The organism is Metabacillus sp. cB07, from assembly GCF_016839225.1.
Classification (GTDB): domain Bacteria; phylum Bacillota; class Bacilli; order Bacillales; family Bacillaceae; genus Bacillus_P; species Bacillus_P indicus.
On the sequence record NZ_CP069296.1, the window covers coordinates 605,023 to 625,591 of the forward strand.

Sequence of the window (20,569 nt, forward strand, 5' to 3'; positions counted from 1 at the left end):
GAATGCCATGTCACTGCCGGCACTTCAAGAAGAAAAGACAGCCATCATCAAACAGGAAAAGGTCATCACCCCTTTTCAGCAGAAACTCCGTTTATTTCTGCAAAATAAACTCGCGATTGCTGGAAGTGTTCTCGTTTTATTCTTTGTCTTCATTGCAATAGCTGCTCCGCTAATCGCATCGCAGGGCATCGATGAACAGGAACTCTCAAAGCGCCTGCTTCCTCCGTCATCCGAGCACTGGTTCGGAACAGATGACTTCGGGAGGGATATTTTCTCAAGGGTATTGTTCGGGGCGCGTATATCCCTTTGGGTAGGATTTTTCTCCGTTCTTGGATCCGCTCTGATCGGAACGCTGCTTGGAATCCTTGCCGGTTACTACGGCCGCGTCATCGACAGCATTATTTCAAGGCTGTTTGACATCATGCTCGCGTTCCCAAGCATCCTGCTTGCCATCGCAATCGTAGCAATTCTTGGGCCATCTCTTCAAAACGCCCTGATCGCCATCGCCGTCATCAACATTCCGAACTTCGGAAGACTGATCCGGGCAAAGGTACTCAGCGTAAAAGAAGAAGAGTATATCATGGCTGCAAAAGCACTTGGCACAAGTGATACCCGGATCCTGCTCGTGCACGTGCTGCCAAACAGTCTTTCGCCGATTATTGTACAAGCCTCCCTGGCCATCGCAACGGCCATCATCGAGGCAGCGGCCCTTGGCTTCCTTGGACTCGGAGCCCAGGCCCCGAACCCGGAGTGGGGGAAAATGCTTGCCGACTCCAAACAGTATCTTGTGCAGGCGCCATGGACCCTGTTCTTCCCGGGCCTTGCCATCATGCTGACGGTCCTTGGCTTCAACCTCATGGGTGACGGGCTGCGTGATGCGCTTGATCCTAAGGGGAAGCATTAAGGTGTAGTTTACTTGATTTAAAAGAAGGACGCAGACTCGGTCAGCGTTCTTTTTTTGTTCTTGATGGTTTTAAACTCTCAGGATAAGTGCCACCAAATCTCAGTTTGCTCTTTTTTAGGGTTCTGATCTCCTGGATAAGTGCCATCAACTTTTAGAATCCAAAGCTTGAGGGTTCTAAACACTGCTATAAGTGCCATCAACTTTCAGAATCCAAAGCTTGAGGGTTCTAAACTCTCCGATAAGTGCCATCAATCCACAGATTCCTCTTTTTATATGCACACTTTCTGCACAAACTACCTTTAAAATGACATTAGACAATGACGAAAGGATGTTAGAGATGAAAAGATCTATGATGCTTGCTCTTGCTGCAGCTTTTTCACTGACGGTTGCGGGGTGTGCGAATGAAAATGAAGGGCAGAAGAAGGAAGAGTCTTCTGAGCATGCCGGTCACGAGGGCATGAACCACTCAGGTTCAGGCGAGTTGCCTGAGGGGTTGAAGGAAGCTGAGAATCCTAAGTTTGAAAAAGGAAGCAAAGCGGTCATGAATGCTGATCACATGGAAGGCATGGACGGTGCGGAAGCGACCATTGCGGGTGCGTTTGAAACAACTGTCTATACGGTCTCTTATACTCCGGAAGGCGGGGGAGACCCAGTCACAGACCATAAATGGGTCATACACGAAGAAATTAAAGATGTATCTGAAGAGCCATACAAAGAAGGAGACAAGGTGACACTTGCAGCCGATCATATGGAAGGCATGGAAGGAGCAGAGGCGACGATTGACTCAGCCGAAGAAACGACTGTCTACATGGTAGACTTTGTGCCTTCAGACGGCGGCGAAGAAGTGAAAAATCACAAGTGGGTGACAGAAAGCGAGCTTTCTGCAGCTGAATAACACTAAAAAGGACTGAACGATTTCCGTTCAGTCCTTTTTGATTAACTTGGTTCTTCCTGCTCCGATATTTGAAGTTCGTTCTCTTCTTTGTGATAGCTGTGGAAGCTGTTGATCAGCGTATCAAGGTGCTCAAGCTGTTCGCTGTAATCAATGATGACGGCGATAAGCGGCAGAAGGTGGTAGAAGCACTCCTGGTCAATGCAGTTTCCTTTAAAATCCATGAATGTATCAACAAGCTCCTGTTTATTGAACTGCCCTTCTTTAATAAACTCAACCGGTGCCTCGGGCTTAATTTTTCCGATGAATTTCAGCAGACTTCGTTCGTGAAAATCAACGAGATAGTCCAGCTCATTTGCAAGAATGCTCTGGAATTCCTCCGGCAGGTGATGGAGTTCGTTTTCCAGGCGGTGCAGCTTTTTCAGGGTATCAAGCGATCTGTTGGTGGTCACCAGCATTTGTCTGAAAAGCACCAGCTTGCGTGATTTTGCATAAATATTGCGTTTGAAATAGGCGCGTTCTTCCTTATACATGAGATAAAGCTGATCAAGCTTCATCATTTTTTCTTTCAGTCTTTCAATATCTGTTTTAAGCTCAGTATATTCCGACACCTGTCTCGTGTTAAAACGGATCCACTTAATGATTTCTTCTGTATTATCCACAATTCGGTAATACAGCTTAGTTTCATATTTAGGCGGAATGAAAATCAGATTCACGATGAATGCTGACAGGACGCCGAGGAGAACTGTTCCAAAGCGGATCAGGGCAAATTCGATGAAATCTTCGCCGGGACTCTCCAAAATCGCAATGACGGTTACGACTGAAACCGGAATTGTATTTTCAATCTTTATTCTTAAATTAATCGCAATGACGATAATGACAGTTAAACCGATAACAAACGGATGGGGACCGAAAATCAGCCCGAATAAAATGGCAAAGGCTGCTCCGATGACATTTGCCTGAACCTGCTCGATAACAGAAAGATAAGAGCGGTAAATGGTAGGCTGTATCGCAAAGATCGCGGCGATACCGGCAAAGGCTGGAGACGGTATGTTTAAAAGAGTGGCCAAAAACAGAGCCAGTGTAATGGCAATCCCCGTTTTGATAATGCGGGCACCAAGTTTCATTGGGTGTGTTTCTACATTCCCTTCTTTACTGATATGATAATGGACCTTATGACAGAAAAATCTGTCTGGTAAACAAGTAATGACTATACAATGTTAAAAGAAATTATTCAAGTTACTTTTTCCCGTTTTCATGAAAAAAATAAGCCTTTTTTCAAAAGTTTTTTATCCGGTACCACTTAGACCTATGCAGTTTGTGTAAAAAAAATAACACCCGCATAACAGGTGTTATTTTTAATGTGCCGCAATCACTCAGTCGAAACAGATGGATCTGCCTGTTCTTTAACTGGAACAAGCTGAATGAAGTGATCTCCGACTGCGTTCAGCAGCTGCTTCAGTTCATTTGCTTCATCGTGCTGTCCGTGTTTTTCAAGTGATTCGATATAAGTTGTCAGAAGCTCTGTTACGTCTGATTTGCCTTTGGCATTCAGAGATGAAATCTCGATTTTGGCGCCTTTGGCAACACGGCGCTCGAGCGCCTGTTTTGTTAAGCCGAGCTCAGGCTGGTGTCTGACGTACACGACGCCGCCGGTCATGCCTGCACAGATCCATGGACCAGGATCGCCGAGGACAAGTCCGCGTCCGTTCGTCATATACTCAAATGCAAATCCTTTTATGTTGGCATTTACCCCGATATTGCCCTTTTCCTCAGCAGGAATTGGCTTTGTGATTTTACCCCCGATGATCATGTCGGCACCTGATAAGCGGATGCCTGCACGTGCATCTGCATTCCCCTGAACGAGAAGGAGGCCGCTTTGTGCACCGTAACCGAAGCCTTTTCCGACAGAACCGTTGTAATAGTTTCCGTCTGCTCCTTTTGATTTGAAGACCTGGATCGTGCCGCCAAAGGACGTTTTACCCGTGCCGTCCTGGGCGCCGCCTTCTACGCGGATATTGATGCCGCTTGAGTTGTAGGCGCCAAGTCCGTTGCCCGGAATAGAACCTTCTTTGTAGTGCAGCTCAATGTCATCAAGTTTGCGGTATGAACCGTCAAGACGTCCGCGGACTCTGTGGCAGGAAACGCGGCTACCGAGAATGCGCTGCTCGGATGTAACGCTTGAGAATTCTCTTGAACTGTGAAGTTCGCTTTCGTCATAGTCAAGGTACTCTGCTCCTGCCGCAACGGCAAGACGCTTGCTTTCAAGGCTTGCTGCCACTTCTTTATGTGAGAGGTTCTGGATTTCAAGCGTCTCAAGAAGAAGGGACAGGTCCATTTCATCCTTGCCTCGAGTCTGTTCAAGAAGATCAGAGCGTCCGACAAGGTCCTGAAGATTTGTAAAGCCAAGGGAAGCAGTCAATGTCTGGAGCTCTGAACCGAACGCGCTGAACAGGTTCACAAGCCCTTCTACAGACGGGTCGTACTTTCTTGGAACAAATCGGCGGAGACCGTGCTCTTTCGCCTGTGCTTCAGATTCAATCTGTGTCGCAATTCCAACATGGCAAGTATCCAGATGACAGCCGCGGCATGTTGTACAGCCGATGGCAATCATTGAAAGGGTGCCGAAGCCGACGCGGTTGGCGCCAAGCAGCATGACCTTCATGACGTCCATCGCACTCTTGATGCCGCCGTCTGCCCAAAGCTCCACTTTTTCGCGAAGACCGGCTTCAAGCAGGGCGTTGTGCGCCGCCTTTACCCCAATTTCAACAGGAAGACCGACGTGCTGAAGGGCATGAATACGCGCTGCACCTGTTCCGCCGTCAAAACCGCTGAGTGTAATGATGTCAGCGCCGGCTTTTGCGATTCCCACTGCGATTGTTCCGATGTTTGGAACAACAGGAACCTTTACAGAAACCTTAGCCTGATCGTTGGCTGTTTTCAGCTCTGAAATCATCTGCGCCAAATCTTCGATCGAATAAATGTCATGGTTGTTTGACGGAGAAATAAGGTCAGAACCGATTGTAGCATTACGTGATTCAGCGATTTTTGCTGTTACTTTTGAACCTGGAAGATGTCCGCCTTCACCAGGCTTTGCCCCCTGACCAATCTTGATTTCAAGCAGGTTGGAAGAGTTCAGAAGCTCGGCGTTTACGCCAAAGCGTCCGGACGCAATCTGCTGACCGCGCGTACGCGGATATTTGCCCAGCATATCTTTGATCTCGCCGCCTTCACCGTTTAAACTCACCATGTTCAGCTGCTCTGCCGCTTCTGCATATGCGCGGAACGCGACTTCGTTTTGCGAACCGAATGACATGGACGCGATGACAAAGGGAAGACTGTGATCGCCGACGCCAATATTGACTTTATCTTTAGGGACAGATGACTTTCCTTTTTTCAGATCTGTCAGATGGCGGATTGTAATCGGATTGCTTTCTTCCTGTTCTGTCAGCTTTTCGCGGTAGCCTTCGTAATCTCCTGATTTCGCGACATCGCCGATTGCTTTCCAGATACGCGGGAAGATGTGGAACGTTTTGCTCGGACGTGCTTTTTCATTTTCAAAATCACTGCTTCGTTCTACAGCATCTGCCTTCATGCTTTCAAAGTTGAATTTCAAAGAAGGAGAGCCAAGGAAGTTAACGATATTCAGTTCTTTTTCAATTTCTTCATTCAAGCCGATGGAAGAGAAGAGTCTGCCGTATCCGCGCAGCTCATGAATTCCGATGGTTGAAATGACCTTTTCAAGGCCTTTATTTAATGACTCATACAAGTTGACCGCAGGCTTCGCTGAGTCTTCTTCAGCAACTGTCGCAAACAGAATATACGGGCTGATCAGGTTCGCACCGAGGCCGTAAGCCACCATTATATCGTGCAAAGATCTTACCGCACCTGTGCGAAGAAGGATCGAACAGTTTCTGCGCAGGCTTTCTTTTACAAGGGCCTGATCAATTACGGACGTCACTAAATGCGGATCAATCCAGAGCTTGCCGTTCTGATGTGCTTCTCTGTCATCAAGGACAAGCAGGACAGCGCCGTCATTTACGGCATGAATGGCTTCAAGCTTCAGGCGGTTAAGAGCGTCTTTAAGAGTTTCCTCTTCTGTGTAAACCGCTGAAAGGACGTGAAGCTGCTTTTCTTTTGAAAAATAGTCAATGACTTCTTCATATGGCAGCTGTTCAATCTGCTCAGAAGCCATAATGCCGAGTTTGCCTTCAAGCAGAAGCGGTGACGGCAGTTCAATCATCGCCGTTTTGTCATGCTGCTCTGTCAAAGAAGGACGTTTGCCGACAACCGAGCGGATGGAAAAGTGCTCGGACTCACGGTCACGGTCAATCGCAGGGTTTGTAACAACCGCAACACTTTCTTTAATGAAGTCTGCGATGTTTTTCCGGTCAGGATGGATGGCTGCAAGCGGTCCGTCGTGACCAAGCGAGCGGATTGGCTCAGCGCCTTTTTCAGCCATCTGCTCAAGCAGCTGGATGTGCTCGCGGTCCCAGCCGAATGCTGCATAATGTCCGTTGTGGACTTTGAAAATAGGCGAAGCAGAGCATTTACCTTTGCTGACAGGGTGCAGAAGCCGTTCTCTGTAGCCGTCTACATCAAGTCTGCTTGAGAAACGCTTGTAGACTTCTTCCTGAAGGGATGGATATTCAAACAGTTCCATCTCATCTTCTTTCCACTTAAGGCCAAGTTTTTCTCCTGGTCCAAGCGGCTTTGGTTCGCCCGCATAAAGGGAGTTCGGAATGATTCCCGGCTCTGATGCAAAAATATAGGAAGAAACAGATTCAACTTTCCAAAGCGGTCTGAGGCCGAGTGCATCCACACTGAAGACAGCTTCATCGGCAAATCTTGAAATAATGCCCGCAGGTCCCTGTGCAAAGTGTCCCCACGCCTCACGGATATACGTGTACAAATCCTTCAGGTGATCAGGATAAGCTTTGATTTCATTTATAATAGGAGGGAACAGAACGTCTAGTGCTTCAAAGAGGCTGTATCCTTCTCTTGCAACAAGCGTTTCAATCGTTCTGTTCAGATCCTGGGAATCACTGCCTCCGTCTGTAAGCGGGACATCCATGATTCTTGCTTCATCGCGAAGCTTGGCAATCGTATTGATTTCTCCGTTGTGGCCTAGCAGGCTGAATGGCTGCACGCGAAAAAAAGTAGAAAGCGTATTCGTAGAATACCTGTTATGGCCAAGAGTCATCGTTGATGCTGCAAGCGGGTTTGCAAGGTCATGATAGAACTTCGGAAGAACATCTCCTGCTCCCATTACTTTGTAGACGGCTGCATGCTGGCTGAGCGATGCCACATGCACATGATGATTTTTCTCGATTTGAATGGTTAGTTCAAAGAGATCCTTATTAAGGGAATCAGGGTTTCCAGCAGGAATCACGGCAAATTGCCAAAAGAGAGGTTCTTCTTGTAAAGCGATGGGTCCAAGTGCAGATGAAGTTGTTACTTTGTCAGATTCAAATAGAAGTTCGAAGTTTTTATCAGAAAGAAGCTGCCTGATTTCTTTTTTTAGTGTATCCGGGTTTTCGTTTTTGGACAGGAACAGGTGTCCGACGATGAAATCTCCGCGTTCGGCTAGCGCCGGGTCAAGGCCTGCATTCTCAAGCTTTTCCTTCCAAAGAGCTCTTGGAATGTCGATGTGGATGCCGACTCCGTCACCTTCGCCATTGATGAAACCTGCACGATGGTTCATCGTCACGAGGGCATCAATACAGAGGTCGATATTTTCTTTTGTCGGGACTTTACGTTTCTCAATGATGGACACAATGCCGCAAGCGTCATGCTCTGCGTTGTGAAAGTCCTTAAACTTACTTGGGCTCCAGTTTTCTCTCATAAAAGCGGCTTGAAAGGGGAATTCGTTTCCCGCTTATAGCCTTCACCTCCCGGGTAAAATATGAATCTATCATGTAAAAACATAGATTTCTTTGTGAGATTTAATAACAAAATTTTCAGAAATGTAATACTTATCATATCATTTAGATTATGAAAATTCAATTATTTATACATTTTTTTGGAGAAGGCATACATGCCAGAAAAATTTAAATATTCATACAAAACGCTTAACGGCTTATTTGTAAACGTTTTCAAACAAGTTCAAAAAAAGAAAAAAACAGGGAATAAAATCCCTGTTTGAATAAATTGTATATTTATACAGTCTTTAATTGTCTGAATGACCGCTCCACCGCTGCAAGTGTCTGTGCGATGTCTTCTTCCGTGTGAGCTGTAGTGAGGAACCACGCTTCATATTTGGACGGGGCAAGGTTGATGCCTTCATGAAGCATCAGCTTGAAGAACCTGGCGAACATTTCACCGTCCGTCTTTTCAGCCTGATCATAGTTCACTACTTTCTCAGTCGTAAAGTAGATGGTAAGGGCTCCTTTTAAGCGGTTCATCGTAATCGGGATACCGTGGGTTTCTGCATGCTTCCCGATGCCTTCTTCAAGCATCTGGCCAAGTTTGTCCAGCTTTTCATAGACTCCTTCTTCCTTCAGAACTTCAAGACAGGCAATGCCGGACAGAATGGACGCCGGGTTTCCGGCCATGGTTCCCGCCTGGTAAGCAGGTCCGAGCGGGGCAACCTGGTCCATAATCTCTTTTTTGCCTCCGTATGCACCGATTGGAAGACCTCCGCCGATAATTTTGCCGAGGGCAGTGAGGTCAGGGGTGATGCCGAGCAGATCCTGCGCTCCGCCGTACATGAAGCGGAAAGCTGTAATGACTTCATCATAGATGACTAGTGCTCCTGCATCGTGTGTCAGGTCGTTCACTGCTTGAAGGAATCCCGGAAGCGGCTCAACGATCCCGAAGTTGCCGACGATCGGCTCAACAAGCACAGCGGCGATTTGATCTCCCCATTTATCTAACGCTTCTTTAAAAGCTTCGATATCATTAAATGGTACTGTGATGACTTCATTTGCAATGCTTTTCGGCACGCCTGCTGAATCGGGGGTGCCGAGAGTGGAAGGACCGGATCCTGCTGCAACAAGCACAAGATCGGAATGTCCGTGATAGCAGCCTGCGAATTTGATGATTTTGTCGCGTCCTGTATAAGCACGGGCTACACGGATGGTCGTCATGACCGCTTCTGTACCTGAGTTGACAAATCGGACCTTGTCCATGCCCGGCATGGCTTCTTTCAGCATTTTTGCAAATTTCACTTCATGCGGAGTCGGAGTTCCGTAAAGGACGCCGTCCTCTGCCGCTTTTTGAATCGCTTTTGTAATATGAGGATGGGCATGTCCTGTGATGATCGGCCCGTACGCAGCAAGATAATCAATGTATTTGTTGCCGTCCACATCCCAGAAATAAGCTCCGTTCGCTCTCTCCATTACAACCGGCGATCCTCCGCCAACCGCTTTATAGGAACGGGAAGGGCTGTTCACCCCGCCGACAATATGTTCTAATGCTTCTGAATGAAGCTGTTCAGATTTTGTGAAATTCATAGAATCCTCCTGAAAAATAAGTCTGCTGTCTATTCTAGCACGTTTAAATAAGATGAAAAACGTCAGATGACACTAGTATAATAGAAATAATGAACCTATGAAAAGGATGGGCACCTGTGCGCAAAAACTATCTCTTGATTTTATTATGCCTTGTTCTTGCTGCCTGCGGGGGACAGGCACCCCCCGAAAAGAAAACCGTGCTGCTGATTTCGGCTGCAGCGAGCCTGAAGGAATCCCTGCAGGAGGTAATAGAACAGTTTGAAAAGGAAAATCCTTCTATTGAAGTACAAATGAACTTCGGCTCAACCGGTTCCCTTCAGAAACAGATCGAACAGGGTGCTCCCGCAGACCTGCTGATATCTGCATCTAAACCATTTTTCACAGAGCTGAGCAAAAAAGGATACATAAGCCCTTCCCTGCAAATGGACTATCTGGGAAATGAACTTGTTATGGTTACAGCCAAGGAGGACATGGAAATGAAGGATTTGCCCGAGGCAGGAAAAATATCAATCGGCATTCCTGAAACCGTACCGGCGGGAGCGTATGCAAAAGAAGCCCTTGAATATCACGGGATATGGGACATGGTGGAAGCAAAAACCGTCTTTGCTAAGGATGTCAGGCAGGTTCTTTCATATGTAGAGACAGGTAACGTCGATGCGGGAATTGTCTACAGGACAGATGCCATGCAGTCCCAAAAAGTGAAGCAGGAAAGCATCGATCCTGAATCCTATGGCGACATTGTCTATCCGGCAGGTGTTCTGGAGAGAACGAGGCACCAAAAAGAAGCAGAAGCTTTTTATGAATACTTAAAAACAGACAGGGCAAAGCAGGTATTTAAAAAGTACGGATTTGCGGTTTTGCCTGCAGGTGACGAACATGTGGACTGATGCAAGCGGACCGGTCCTGCTGTCTGTCCAGGTTGCGGTGATTTCAACGATCTTTGTGGCTGCATCCGGGATACTCGCTGGGAGACTGATGGCGAGAGCCTCGTTCAAGGGGAAGACGCTCCTTGAAACCATCCTGATGCTCCCTCTTGTCCTTCCGCCTACCGTTGTCGGCTTTTTGCTGATTGTCGCATTCGGTGTGAACAGTCCGGCAGGCAGGCTAATTGAAGGGGTCACGGGATCCCCGCTTATTTTTACAGTGTGGGCTGCTGTCATCGCTGCAGGAGTGGTCTCTTTTCCCCTTATGTATCAGGCGGCAAAGCTCGGTTTTCAGATGGTGGACAGGGAGATCGAGGATGCATCCAAGGTGGACGGGGCAGGAGGGATGCAGACGTTTATGCACATTACCCTGCCTCTTGCTGTTCCGTCTCTTATAACCGGAGTGGTCCTTTCTTTTACAAGAGCCCTGGGGGAATTTGGGGCGAGTCTGATGTTTGCGGGAAATATACCGGGTCAGACCCAGACGGCGGCAACGGCCATTTATGTCGCGATGGATTCAGGTGATATGAACCTTGCCTGGCTTTTAACGGGTGTGCTGGTCCTCTTGTCTTTCACCCTGTTATTCTTCGTGCAGATGCTGAAGAGGCCGTAATTTTTCAGACAGGCCGAATAAACAAAGCCTTCCTGTATATATTGTATCATTACCTGTTTTGGACATGGGGTGCTGCATACATGGGAGGGCTTTTTGCGGTAGCTGTAACGCTGTGCCTGCTGATGAGCTTCAACATTTTCATCCGGACGTTTTCGAGAAAAAACTTTCTCTCCATTGATACACTGCTGATCGTGATCTTTCTTTATCTTTCGATTTTGATCGGTTTTAGCATGATGTACCTGATCCTTGACGCAAGCGGTTTTGAGGTGCTGGTGGATAACGGTGTTATTTTGGAAGGAACGTATCTTGAACGGCTGCATACATGCTTATATTTCAGTGCGGTGACCCTGTTTTCCCTCGGATACGGGGATGTTGTGCCCATCGGGTTCGGCCGCCTGCTCGCCGTGCTTGAGGCGCTGATCGGTTATGTGCTTCCGGCGGTGTTTGTGGCAAGAACCGTTTGGGGCATGGATAAAGTGTCATAAGTTGTATCCTGCCGCTGAATTGGGTAGTCTTTAAGTAAACCTATTTTAGCGGAGGATGATAAGATGACAATCGAAGCCGGCCAAATGGCTCCTGATTTTGAACTGACAGCAGATAACGGGCAAAAAGTGAAGCTGTCTGACTTTAGAGGGAAAAACGTAGTCCTTTATTTTTATCCAAAAGACATGACGCCTGGCTGCACGACTCAGGCCTGCGATTTCAGAGACCAGCACAAAAGCTTTGAAGAAGTGGATGCCGTCATACTTGGTGTAAGCACGGATCCTCAGAGCCGTCATGAAAAATTCAAAGAGAAATACGATCTACCGTTTCTCCTTCTTGTGGATGAAGAACATGAGGCAGCAGAAAAATTCGGAGTGTGGAAGCTTAAGAAGAACTTCGGCAAAGAATACATGGGAATCGAGCGCTCCACTTTCATCATCAACAAAGACGGCGAAATCGCCAAAGAATGGAGAAAAGTGAAAGTGAAGGGACATGTAGAAGAAGCGCTGCAGTATATAAAAGAAAATATGTGAACATGAGGCAAACGTCCAGACAGAACCATTCATCCGTGAGTATGCTGTATGGAAGGCATAACCTCCTCATTCGTTAGCGCATTGTACGTGCAGGAATTCAGATTCCTGCACGCTTTTTATTTTTGGTAAACTAACAAAAAAAGGGGGAGAAACAGTGAACGTATTTTCTACAGTAAAATTGCCACTACATATGAAAAAAGACCTATTAAACGTATTTCCTGAAGCGCAGTTCAGCTTTGACAATAAAATAGAAGAAGCTGAAGATGAACTGCACAATGCGGAAGTGATTTTAACCTACGGGGAAGATTTAACGGCTGAAATCATTGAAGAGGCGTCGTCCCTGAAATGGATCATGGTCGCATCTGCCGGAATGGACAGAATGCCGTTTGAAGCATTGCGTGATAAAAAAATTCTTGTAACAAATGCTAAAGGTGTACATAAGATCCCGATGGCTGAATATACACTATCAATGATGCTGCAAATCTCAAGAGACGCCGCCAAACTCTCTGAAAATCAGCAGAGACGAAAGTGGGACCGGAGAGTCGTGATGAATGAAATTCACGGAAAGACCCTTTTTGTTCTGGGAGCGGGAGCGATCGGCACGGAAATAGCGAGGCTTGCTAAGGCTTTTGGCATGACGGCAGTCGGAATGAACCGCTCCGGCAAGTCTGTTGAATTTTTTGACGAGATTCTGACGTTTGAGGAGATGCACCGTGGTCTTCAGGAAGCGGATTTTGCGGTATCGGTCCTTCCGAGCACAGGAGAGACAAGGCATATCCTGAACCTGGAAGCTTTCAGGCAGATGAAGAAGGAAGCGGTTTTTATCAACATCGGGCGCGGGGATGCCGTTGTGGAAACGGATTTGATCACAGCCCTTAATGAAGGTTCCCTGAAGCATGCTGTGCTGGATGTATTTGAAGAAGAGCCTCTTAGAGAAGATCATCCTTTCTGGGAAATGGAGAAGGTAACGGTAACCCCTCATTTATCTGGAATTACGAAGAACTACCTGCCAAGGGCAATGGAGATTTTCAAGCGGAACTTAAGGCGATACCTGGACAGGGACCCGTCAGCTTTTGAAAACCCGGTCGATTTAGAGAAGGAATACTGAGCCATCTTTTAAAGGAATTCCCGGGGCATCTGATTGACAAAAGTCCCAGGCACACTGTACACTAATTATAAATATTATAAAGTAAGAATGTTTTTCAGAAAAGAGGTGCATAGCGGATGTCAGAACATCAGTTAAAAGAAGCCCTTGACACGCTGAAGCAGACTGGAGTAAGAATCACACCCCAGCGGCATGCCATTTTAGAATATCTTATCCAATCAATGACTCACCCTACGGCAGATGATATTTATAAATCCCTCGAAAGCAAATTTCCGAACATGAGCGTTGCGACTGTCTACAACAACCTTCGTGTCTTCAGAGAAGTTGGCCTTGTGAAGGAGCTTACCTACGGAGATGCCTCAAGCAGATTTGATTTCGTAACAACAGAGCACTACCACGTGATCTGCGAAAAATGCGGCAAGATCGTAGATTTTCATTATCCGGGACTGGACGAGGTAGAACACCTTGCTTCTCACGTGACAGGCTTTAAAGTAAGCCACCACCGTATGGAAATATACGGCGTGTGCGGAACTTGCGAAAAGAGAGAGACTCATTAATCGTACTGAATGCTGCAAGCGGCATTCAGTTTTTTCTTTCTATACGAATAAAAGCGGAGGGCTGTCGCTCTCCGCTTTTGTGTGTAAATCTTTTTATTCCACTGTCTTCCGGTTGTATTTTTCGTCAAAGTCTTTGCCTTCCAAGTTCGGATCAAGCGTCAGCGGTTCATTGCAGTACATGCACATGTCCACCCTTCCGAGAATCTTCGTGGTCTTCCCGCAGGACGGGCAAGTGACCTGGACGGCTTTAGTGGAAAGCATGCCGATCCAGAAATAAACAACCGTGCTTCCTACTATTGATAATAATCCGAGCATCATGAAGATGGTCATGATAATCGGAGATGTTCTAAAGAAGATGCCGATATACATAATGAAAAAGCCAATAAAGATGAGACTGAGCGCGAACGTGCGGATTTTGTTGATCTTGCTTGAATATTTCAGTGCCATTATTCCGACCTCCTAATTACCAATATAGCACAAATGTAAGGGATTTCGGACAACTTACCTGAAGCTTTTGACGAGAAAATATCAGAAAACGATAGATTCTCTTTCTTCCTTCCCTTATAATTTTGAAGTGCTGAATGCAAAAGGAGTTTTTTCGCCTTTGTAGAATTGTGATATATAGTCATAAATATAATGGGGGAATACCAATGGAAAATCTTCTCCGTCCTATTTATCAAGAAAGAGCGAGCCATCCGGATACGCTTGCAATCGTCATGATTGAAAAAAGAAACCAGACATCACCGCTTACTGATAATTTGGATGTCGCGCTGCTTGTCATCGTGAAAGAGGCGAAGCAGCCTGTTTTTATTAAACACTATGAATTTGACGGACAAAAGGCTTCTCTTACGATTGTTTCAGATCAGCAGGTGCAGGAGTGGATCCTGCTTGGAACAAACCGGAGAATGGTCGACTGGATCCTGAACGGAAAAGTATTATTTGACCGCAATGAGTATTTAGGCGAGCTTGTAGACCGCCTGAAAGTATTTCCGTTCTCAGAGCGCAGGCTGAAAATCGGCCTTGAATACGGCAAGCTGATCAGAAGGTATCTGGAAGGAAAGGTCTTCTTTGAATCAAGACAATTTCTTGATGCCTACAATCATATCGTCCATGCTCTTCATCATCTGGCAAGACTTGAAGTCATCGACCGCGGATTTTATCCCGAAGTAACGGTATGGAACCAGGTGCGCCAAATGGAGCCGCAGGTGTACAAGCTCTACAAAGAACTGGTCGAAAGTGAAGAATCTCTAGAAAAAAGACTTGAGCTGCTGTTTTTGGCGAGTGATTTTCTTATCCATTCCAAGTCGGAAATCGGAGCGGGGCATCTTCTTGGCATTCTTTCAGAGAAAGAAGTATGGCTGTATGCCGATCTGATGGAGCATCCGGAAGCGCGCTATTATTCAGTTGATTTAAGTGTTTTACTTGAGTTTCTTGTTGATAAAGAATTCGTTGAAGTCGTGAAGATTGAAACGAAGGGACAAAGAATTTTCCATCGCGGATATTCTGTTACAAAAAAGTATTGACTTTGATATTTTACGGTGATATATTAATAAGCGTCGCTGCTGAAGCAAGTTCACTTTTGACGGCGCAGACAGCGACTTCTCATAAAAAAACTTCTTAAAAAAGTTGTTGACACTGAGTTAACGAAATGATATATTAAGAAGGTCGCTTCAAGAGCGAAAATGATCTTTGAAAACTAAACAAAACCAAAAGCGTACCAAACGTTTTAAATTTTTAAGTCAGCAACATTTATGAGTCACAAATTTTCTTCGGAGAGTTTGATCCTGGCTCAGGACGAACGCTGGCGGCGTGCCTAATACATGCAAGTCGAGCGGACCTCTTCGGAGGTCAGCGGCGGACGGGTGAGTAACACGTGGGCAACCTGCCTGTAAGACTGGGATAACTCCGGGAAACCGGAGCTAATACCGGATACTATGTCAAACCGCATGGTTTGACATTCAAAGACGGTTTCGGCTGTCACTTACAGATGGGCCCGCGGCGCATTAGCTAGTTGGTGAGGTAATGGCTCACCAAGGCGACGATGCGTAGCCGACCTGAGAGGGTGATCGGCCACACTGGGACTGAGACACGGCCCAGACTCCTACGGGAGGCAGCAGTAGGGAATCTTCCGCAATGGACGAAAGTCTGACGGAGCAACGCCGCGTGAGTGATGAAGGTTTTCGGATCGTAAAACTCTGTTGTCAGGGAAGAACAAGTGCCGGAGTAACTGCCGGCACCTTGACGGTACCTGACCAGAAAGCCACGGCTAACTACGTGCCAGCAGCCGCGGTAATACGTAGGTGGCAAGCGTTGTCCGGAATTATTGGGCGTAAAGCGCGCGCAGGCGGTTTCTTAAGTCTGATGTGAAAGCCCCCGGCTCAACCGGGGAGGGTCATTGGAAACTGGGAAACTTGAGTGCAGAAGAGGAGAGTGGAATTCCACGTGTAGCGGTGAAATGCGTAGAGATGTGGAGGAACACCAGTGGCGAAGGCGACTCTCTGGTCTGTAACTGACGCTGAGGCGCGAAAGCGTGGGGAGCGAACAGGATTAGATACCCTGGTAGTCCACGCCGTAAACGATGAGTGCTAAGTGTTAGAGGGTTTCCGCCCTTTAGTGCTGCAGCTAACGCATTAAGCACTCCGCCTGGGGAGTACGGTCGCAAGACTGAAACTCAAAGGAATTGACGGGGGCCCGCACAAGCGGTGGAGCATGTGGTTTAATTCGAAGCAACGCGAAGAACCTTACCAGGTCTTGACATCCTTTGCCACTTCTAGAGATAGAAGGTTCCCCTTCGGGGGACAAAGTGACAGGTGGTGCATGGTTGTCGTCAGCTCGTGTCGTGAGATGTTGGGTTAAGTCCCGCAACGAGCGCAACCCTTGATCTTAGTTGCCAGCATTCAGTTGGGCACTCTAAGGTGACTGCCGGTGACAAACCGGAGGAAGGTGGGGATGACGTCAAATCATCATGCCCCTTATGACCTGGGCTACACACGTGCTACAATGGATGGTACAAAGGGCTGCGAGACCGCGAGGTTTAGCCAATCCCATAAAACCATTCTCAGTTCGGATTGCAGGCTGCAACTCGCCTGCATGAAGCTGGAATCGCTAGTAATCGCGGATCAGCATGCCGCGGTGAATACGTTCCCGGGCCTTGTACACACCGCCCGTCACACCACGAGAGTTTGCAACACCCGAAGTCGGTGGGGTAACCGCAAGGAGCCAGCCGCCTAAGGTGGGGTAGATGATTGGGGTGAAGTCGTAACAAGGTAGCCGTATCGGAAGGTGCGGCTGGATCACCTCCTTTCTAAGGATAGAGGATCGCTTTTGGTTTTTGTTTAGTTTTGAGAGATCATTCTCTCTATATGAAAGAAGGCGGTCATTTCTGATCTGCCGGTTGTTCTTTGAAAACTGGATAACGTAATTGATAACAAGTAATTCACTGAGATTTACGCTTACCATAGTGATTTTCTTAGACTTTACAGTCTAAACAAACGATTGACCAATTTTGGTTAAGTTATGAAGGGCGCACGGTGGATGCCTTGGCACTAGGAGCCGATGAAGGACGGGACTAACACCGATATGCTTTGGGGAGCTGTAAGTAAGCTTTGATCCAGAGATTTCCGAATGGGGAAACCCACTGTTCGTAATGGAACAGTATCTTTACCTGAATACATAGGGTACTGAAGGCAGACCCGGGGAACTGAAACATCTAAGTACCCGGAGGAAGAGAAAGCAAATGCGATTTCCCAAGTAGCGGCGAGCGAAACGGAATCAGCCCAAACCAAGAGGCTTGCCTCTTGGGGTTGTAGGACACTCTATACGGAGTTACAAAGGAACGGGGTAGATGAAGCGGCCTGGAAAGGCCTGTCATAGAAGGTAAAAACCCTGTAGTCGAAACTTCGTTCCCTCCAGAGTGGATCCTGAGTACGGCGGGACACGTGAAATCCCGTCGGAATCCGGGAGGACCATCTCCCAAGGCTAAATACTACCTAGTGACCGATAGTGAACCAGTACCGTGAGGGAAAGGTGAAAAGCACCCCGGAAGGGGAGTGAAAAGATCCTGAAACCGTGTGCTTACAAGTAGTCAGAGCCCGTTAACGGGTGATGGCGTGCCTTTTGTAGAATGAACCGGCGAGTTACGATCCCGTGCAAGGTTAAGTTGATGAGACGGAGCCGCAGCGAAAGCGAGTCTGAATAGGGCGAATTAGTACGTGGTCGTAGACCCGAAACCAGGTGATCTACCCATGTCCAGGGTGAAGTTCAGGTAACACTGAATGGAGGCCCGAACCCACGCACGTTGAAAAGTGCGGGGATGAGGTGTGGGTAGCGGAGAAATTCCAATCGAACTTGGAGATAGCTGGTTCTCTCCGAAATAGCTTTAGGGCTAGCCTCGAGTATGAGAGTCTTGGAGGTAGAGCACTGATTGGACTAGGGGCCCTCATCGGGTTACCGAATTCAGTCAAACTCCGAATGCCAAAGACTTGCTCCTCGGGAGTCAGACTGCGAGTGATAAGATCCGTAGTCAAGAGGGAAACAGCCCAGACCGCCAGCTAAGGTCCCAAAGTATACGTTAAGTGGAAAAGGATGTGGAGTTGCTTAGACAACCAGGATGTTGGCTTAGAAGCAGCCACCATTTAAAGAGTGCGTAATAGCTCACTGGTCGAGTGACTCTGCGCCGAAAATGTACCGGGGCTAAACGTATCACCGAAGCTGCGGACTGTTCTTACGAACAGTGGTAGGAGAGCGTTCTAAGGGCGTCGAAGCCAGACCGGAAGGACTGGTGGAGCGCTTAGAAGTGAGAATGCCGGTATGAGTAGCGAAAGAGGGGTGAGAATCCCCTCCACCGAATGCCTAAGGTTTCCTGAGGAAGGCTCGTCCGCTCAGGGTTAGTCGGGACCTAAGCCGAGGCCGAAAGGCGTAGGCGATGGACAACAGGTTGATATTCCTGTACCACCTCCTCACCATTTGAGCAATGGGGGGACGCAGGAGGATAGGGCAAGCGCGCTGTTGGATATGCGCGTCCAAGCAGTTAGGCCGGGAAGTAGGCAAATCCGCTTCCCATATAAGGCTGAGCTGTGATGGCGAGGGAAATTTAGTACCGAAGTTCCTGATTCCACACTGCCAAGAAAAGCCTCTAGCGAGGTGAGAGGTGCCCGTACCGCAAACCGACACAGGTAGGCGAGGAGAGAATCCTAAGGTGAGCGAGAGAACTCTCGTTAAGGAACTCGGCAAAATGACCCCGTAACTTCGGGAGAAGGGGTGCTTTTTAGGGTGAATAGCCCTGAAAAGCCGCAGTGAATAGGCCCAGGCGACTGTTTAGCAAAAACACAGGTCTCTGCGAAGCCGCAAGGCGAAGTATAGGGGCTGACGCCTGCCCGGTGCTGGAAGGTTAAGGGGAGAGGTTAGCGCAAGCGAAGCTTTGAACCGAAGCCCCAGTAAACGGCGGCCGTAACTATAACGGTCCTAAGGTAGCGAAATTCCTTGTCGGGTAAGTTCCGACCCGCACGAAAGGCGTAACGATCTGGGCACTGTCTCAACGAGAGACTCGGTGAAATTATAGTACCTGTGAAGATGCAGGTTACCCGCGACAGGACGGAAAGACCCCGTGGAGCTTTACTGCAGCCTGATATTGAATTTTGGTACAGCTTGTACAGGATAGGTAGGAGCCTTGGAAGCCGGAGCGCAAGCTTCGGTGGAGGCATTGGTGGGATACTACCCTTGCTGTATTGAAATTCTAACCCGCAGCCCTTACCGGGCTGGGAGACAGTGTCAGGCGGGCAGTTTGACTGGGGCGGTCGCCTCCTAAAATGTAACGGAGGCGCCCAAAGGTTCCCTCAGAATGGTTGGAAATCATTCGCAGAGTGTAAAGGCACAAGGGAGCTGACTGCGAGACCTACAAGTCGAGCAGGGACGAAAGTCGGGCTTAGTGATCCGGTGGTTCCGCATGGAAGGGCCATCGCTCAACGGATAAAAGCTACCCCGGGGATAACAGGCTTATCTCCCCCAAGAGTCCACATCGACGGGGAGGTTTGGCACCTCGATGTCGGCTCATCGCATCCTGGGGCTGTAGTCGGTCCCAAGGGTTGGGCTGTTCGCCCATTAAAGCGGTACGCGAGCTGGGTTCAGAACGTCGTGAGACAGTTCGGTCCCTATCCGTCGTGGGCGCAGGAAATTTGAGAGGAGCTGTCCTTAGTACGAGAGGACCGGGATGGACGCACCGCTGGTGTACCAGTTGTCTTGCCAAAGGCATCGCTGGGTAGCTATGTGCGGAAGGGATAAGTGCTGAAAGCATCTAAGCATGAAGCCCCCCTCAAGATGAGATTTCCCATCACATTTGTGAGTAAGAACCCTGAAAGATGATCAGGTTGATAGGTCTGAGGTGGAAGCGCGGTGACGTGTGGAGCTGACAGATACTAATCGTTCGAGGACTTAACCACAGTCTAACTAAGCGTAAATTGCACGTGAATCTTGTTATCAAACGTTATTCAGTTTTGAAAGAATAACTTCTTTCAAAAAAAAGCTTGAAATCTTCGGATTTCATAGTATAATAATTTTTGTCACTATGTCTGGTGATGATGGCAAAGAGGTCACACCCGTTCCCATGCCGAACACGGAAGTTAAGCTCTTTAGCGCCGATGGTAGTTGGGGGTTTCCCCCTGTGAGAGTAGGACGTTGCCAGGCTGGTGAAAATTATTATTCCGCAGTAGCTCAGTGGTAGAGCTATCGGCTGTTAACCGATCGGTCGTAGGTTCGAGTCCTACCTGCGGAGCCATTTTGGAGAGCTGTCCGAGTGGCCGAAGGAGCACGATTGGAAATCGTGTAGGCGGTAACCCGTCTCAAGGGTTCGAATCCCTTGCTCTCCGCCACAACTTTATGGCCCGTTGGTCAAGCGGTTAAGACACCGCCCTTTCACGGCGGTAACACGGGTTCGAATCCCGTACGGGTCACCAACATATTTTCACTGCGGAGGATTAGCTCAGCTGGGAGAGCATCTGCCTTACAAGCAGAGGGTCGGCGGTTCGAGCCCGTCATCCTCCACCATGAAAATTCAAAGCAGCAGCGTAACGGTCAAGCAGGTTTAACACCAACTTATCGGGACGAAAAA

Annotated in this window: 13 protein-coding genes, 4 tRNA genes and 3 rRNA genes; 16 read left to right on the plus strand and 4 right to left on the minus strand. The window is 47.9% G+C overall.

Features of this window, described 5'->3' with window-relative positions; translation table 11 throughout:
* The first annotated feature begins 7 nt into the window (after window positions 1-7).
* Window positions 8-904, plus strand: coding sequence for an ABC transporter permease (locus tag JOJ89_RS03145; protein WP_029285976.1), 897 nt, complete (start codon window positions 8-10; stop codon window positions 902-904).
* A gap of 337 nt (window positions 905-1,241) precedes the next feature.
* Window positions 1,242-1,799, plus strand: coding sequence for a YdhK family protein (locus JOJ89_RS03150; RefSeq protein ID WP_203289568.1), 558 nt, complete (start codon window positions 1,242-1,244; stop codon window positions 1,797-1,799).
* Window positions 1,800-1,840: 41 nt separating this feature from the next.
* Here the strand turns inward: JOJ89_RS03150 and JOJ89_RS03155 are convergent, their stop codons facing one another.
* The 3 genes from JOJ89_RS03155 to JOJ89_RS03165 all read right to left on the minus strand — a co-directional run bounded on the left by JOJ89_RS03155 (window position 1,841) and on the right by JOJ89_RS03165 (window position 9,250).
* Window positions 1,841-2,923, minus strand: coding sequence for an aromatic acid exporter family protein (locus JOJ89_RS03155; protein ID WP_029285981.1), 1,083 nt, complete (start codon window positions 2,921-2,923; stop codon window positions 1,841-1,843).
* Window positions 2,924-3,168: 245 nt separating this feature from the next.
* A complete protein-coding gene (locus JOJ89_RS03160; protein ID WP_203289569.1) occupies window positions 3,169-7,641 on the minus strand; it encodes a glutamate synthase-related protein in 4,473 nt (1,490 codons plus the stop codon).
* 313 nt (window positions 7,642-7,954) lie between these two features.
* Window positions 7,955-9,250 (minus strand): glutamate-1-semialdehyde 2,1-aminomutase, encoded by a 1,296-nt coding sequence (locus tag JOJ89_RS03165; protein WP_203289570.1) that lies wholly within the window; start codon window positions 9,248-9,250, stop codon window positions 7,955-7,957.
* Between the two features lie 116 nt (window positions 9,251-9,366).
* Here JOJ89_RS03165 and modA point away from each other — a divergent pair, with 116 nt between their 5' ends.
* From modA to perR, 6 genes are all read left to right on the plus strand, one after another.
* Window positions 9,367-10,137: a molybdate ABC transporter substrate-binding protein gene (gene modA / locus JOJ89_RS03170; RefSeq protein WP_029285987.1), complete on the plus strand. Its 771-nt coding sequence runs from the start codon at window positions 9,367-9,369 to the stop codon at window positions 10,135-10,137.
* The gene (modB, locus tag JOJ89_RS03175) at window positions 10,127-10,786 is read left to right on the plus strand and encodes a molybdate ABC transporter permease subunit (RefSeq protein WP_029285989.1); all 660 of its coding nucleotides are present in this window, start codon (window positions 10,127-10,129) and stop codon (window positions 10,784-10,786) included. The genes modA and modB overlap by 11 nt, the downstream gene beginning before the upstream one ends.
* Before the next feature lie 80 nt (window positions 10,787-10,866).
* Complete coding sequence (locus JOJ89_RS03180) at window positions 10,867-11,271, plus strand: ion channel (protein WP_029285991.1); 405 nt, start codon at window positions 10,867-10,869, stop codon at window positions 11,269-11,271.
* 63 nt (window positions 11,272-11,334) lie between these two features.
* The gene (gene bcp / locus JOJ89_RS03185) at window positions 11,335-11,802 is read left to right on the plus strand and encodes a thioredoxin-dependent thiol peroxidase (RefSeq protein WP_029285993.1); all 468 of its coding nucleotides are present in this window, start codon (window positions 11,335-11,337) and stop codon (window positions 11,800-11,802) included.
* 154 nt (window positions 11,803-11,956) lie between these two features.
* A complete protein-coding gene (locus tag JOJ89_RS03190; RefSeq protein WP_203289571.1) occupies window positions 11,957-12,910 on the plus strand; it encodes a D-2-hydroxyacid dehydrogenase in 954 nt (317 codons plus the stop codon).
* Between the two features lie 116 nt (window positions 12,911-13,026).
* Entirely contained in the window at window positions 13,027-13,464 is a 438-nt protein-coding gene (gene perR, locus JOJ89_RS03195; protein ID WP_029285997.1) for a peroxide-responsive transcriptional repressor PerR, read from the plus strand.
* A 93-nt stretch (window positions 13,465-13,557) separates the two neighbouring features.
* Here perR and JOJ89_RS03200 read toward each other — a convergent pair whose 3' ends face one another.
* Window positions 13,558-13,911, minus strand: a complete 354-nt coding sequence (locus JOJ89_RS03200) for a YgzB family protein (RefSeq protein WP_029285999.1) — start codon at window positions 13,909-13,911, stop codon at window positions 13,558-13,560.
* Between the two features lie 203 nt (window positions 13,912-14,114).
* Here JOJ89_RS03200 and JOJ89_RS03205 point away from each other — a divergent pair, with 203 nt between their 5' ends.
* From JOJ89_RS03205 to JOJ89_RS03240, 8 genes are all read left to right on the plus strand, one after another.
* Entirely contained in the window at window positions 14,115-14,987 is an 873-nt protein-coding gene (locus tag JOJ89_RS03205) for a nucleotidyltransferase-like protein (RefSeq protein ID WP_029286001.1), read from the plus strand.
* Between the two features lie 243 nt (window positions 14,988-15,230).
* Window positions 15,231-16,768: ribosomal RNA gene (locus JOJ89_RS03210) — 16S ribosomal RNA — on the plus strand.
* Window positions 16,769-16,971: 203 nt separating this feature from the next.
* Window positions 16,972-19,901: ribosomal RNA gene (locus tag JOJ89_RS03215) — 23S ribosomal RNA — on the plus strand.
* 128 nt (window positions 19,902-20,029) lie between these two features.
* Window positions 20,030-20,145, plus strand: a 5S ribosomal RNA gene (gene rrf / locus JOJ89_RS03220).
* The 16S, 23S and 5S rRNA genes sit together here with 4 tRNA genes alongside, the layout of an rRNA operon.
* Window positions 20,146-20,161: 16 nt before the next feature.
* Window positions 20,162-20,236, plus strand: a tRNA-Asn gene (locus JOJ89_RS03225).
* A 4-nt stretch (window positions 20,237-20,240) separates the two neighbouring features.
* Window positions 20,241-20,330 (plus strand) — tRNA-Ser (locus JOJ89_RS03230).
* Between the two features lie 9 nt (window positions 20,331-20,339).
* Window positions 20,340-20,414 (plus strand) — tRNA-Glu (locus JOJ89_RS03235).
* A 15-nt stretch (window positions 20,415-20,429) separates the two neighbouring features.
* Window positions 20,430-20,505: transfer RNA gene (locus JOJ89_RS03240), tRNA-Val, on the plus strand.
* Window positions 20,506-20,569: the final 64 nt, after the last annotated feature.

Bases quoted from the DNA above. Each gene is read 5' to 3' on its own strand.
- JOJ89_RS03145 (WP_029285976.1), top strand. From the start codon at position 8: ATGTCACTGCCGGCACTTCAAGAAGAAAAGACAGCCATCATCAAACAG.
- JOJ89_RS03150 (WP_203289568.1), top strand. From the start codon at position 1,242: ATGAAAAGATCTATGATGCTTGCTCTTGCTGCAGCTTTTTCACTGACG.
- JOJ89_RS03155 (WP_029285981.1), bottom strand. From the start codon at position 2,923: ATGAAACTTGGTGCCCGCATTATCAAAACGGGGATTGCCATTACACTG.
- JOJ89_RS03160 (WP_203289569.1), bottom strand. From the start codon at position 7,641: ATGAGAGAAAACTGGAGCCCAAGTAAGTTTAAGGACTTTCACAACGCA.
- JOJ89_RS03165 (WP_203289570.1), bottom strand. From the start codon at position 9,250: ATGAATTTCACAAAATCTGAACAGCTTCATTCAGAAGCATTAGAACAT.
- modB (WP_029285989.1), top strand. From the start codon at position 10,127: ATGTGGACTGATGCAAGCGGACCGGTCCTGCTGTCTGTCCAGGTTGCG.
- JOJ89_RS03180 (WP_029285991.1), top strand. From the start codon at position 10,867: ATGGGAGGGCTTTTTGCGGTAGCTGTAACGCTGTGCCTGCTGATGAGC.
- bcp (WP_029285993.1), top strand. From the start codon at position 11,335: ATGACAATCGAAGCCGGCCAAATGGCTCCTGATTTTGAACTGACAGCA.
- perR (WP_029285997.1), top strand. From the start codon at position 13,027: ATGTCAGAACATCAGTTAAAAGAAGCCCTTGACACGCTGAAGCAGACT.
- JOJ89_RS03200 (WP_029285999.1), bottom strand. From the start codon at position 13,911: ATGGCACTGAAATATTCAAGCAAGATCAACAAAATCCGCACGTTCGCG.
- JOJ89_RS03205 (WP_029286001.1), top strand. From the start codon at position 14,115: ATGGAAAATCTTCTCCGTCCTATTTATCAAGAAAGAGCGAGCCATCCG.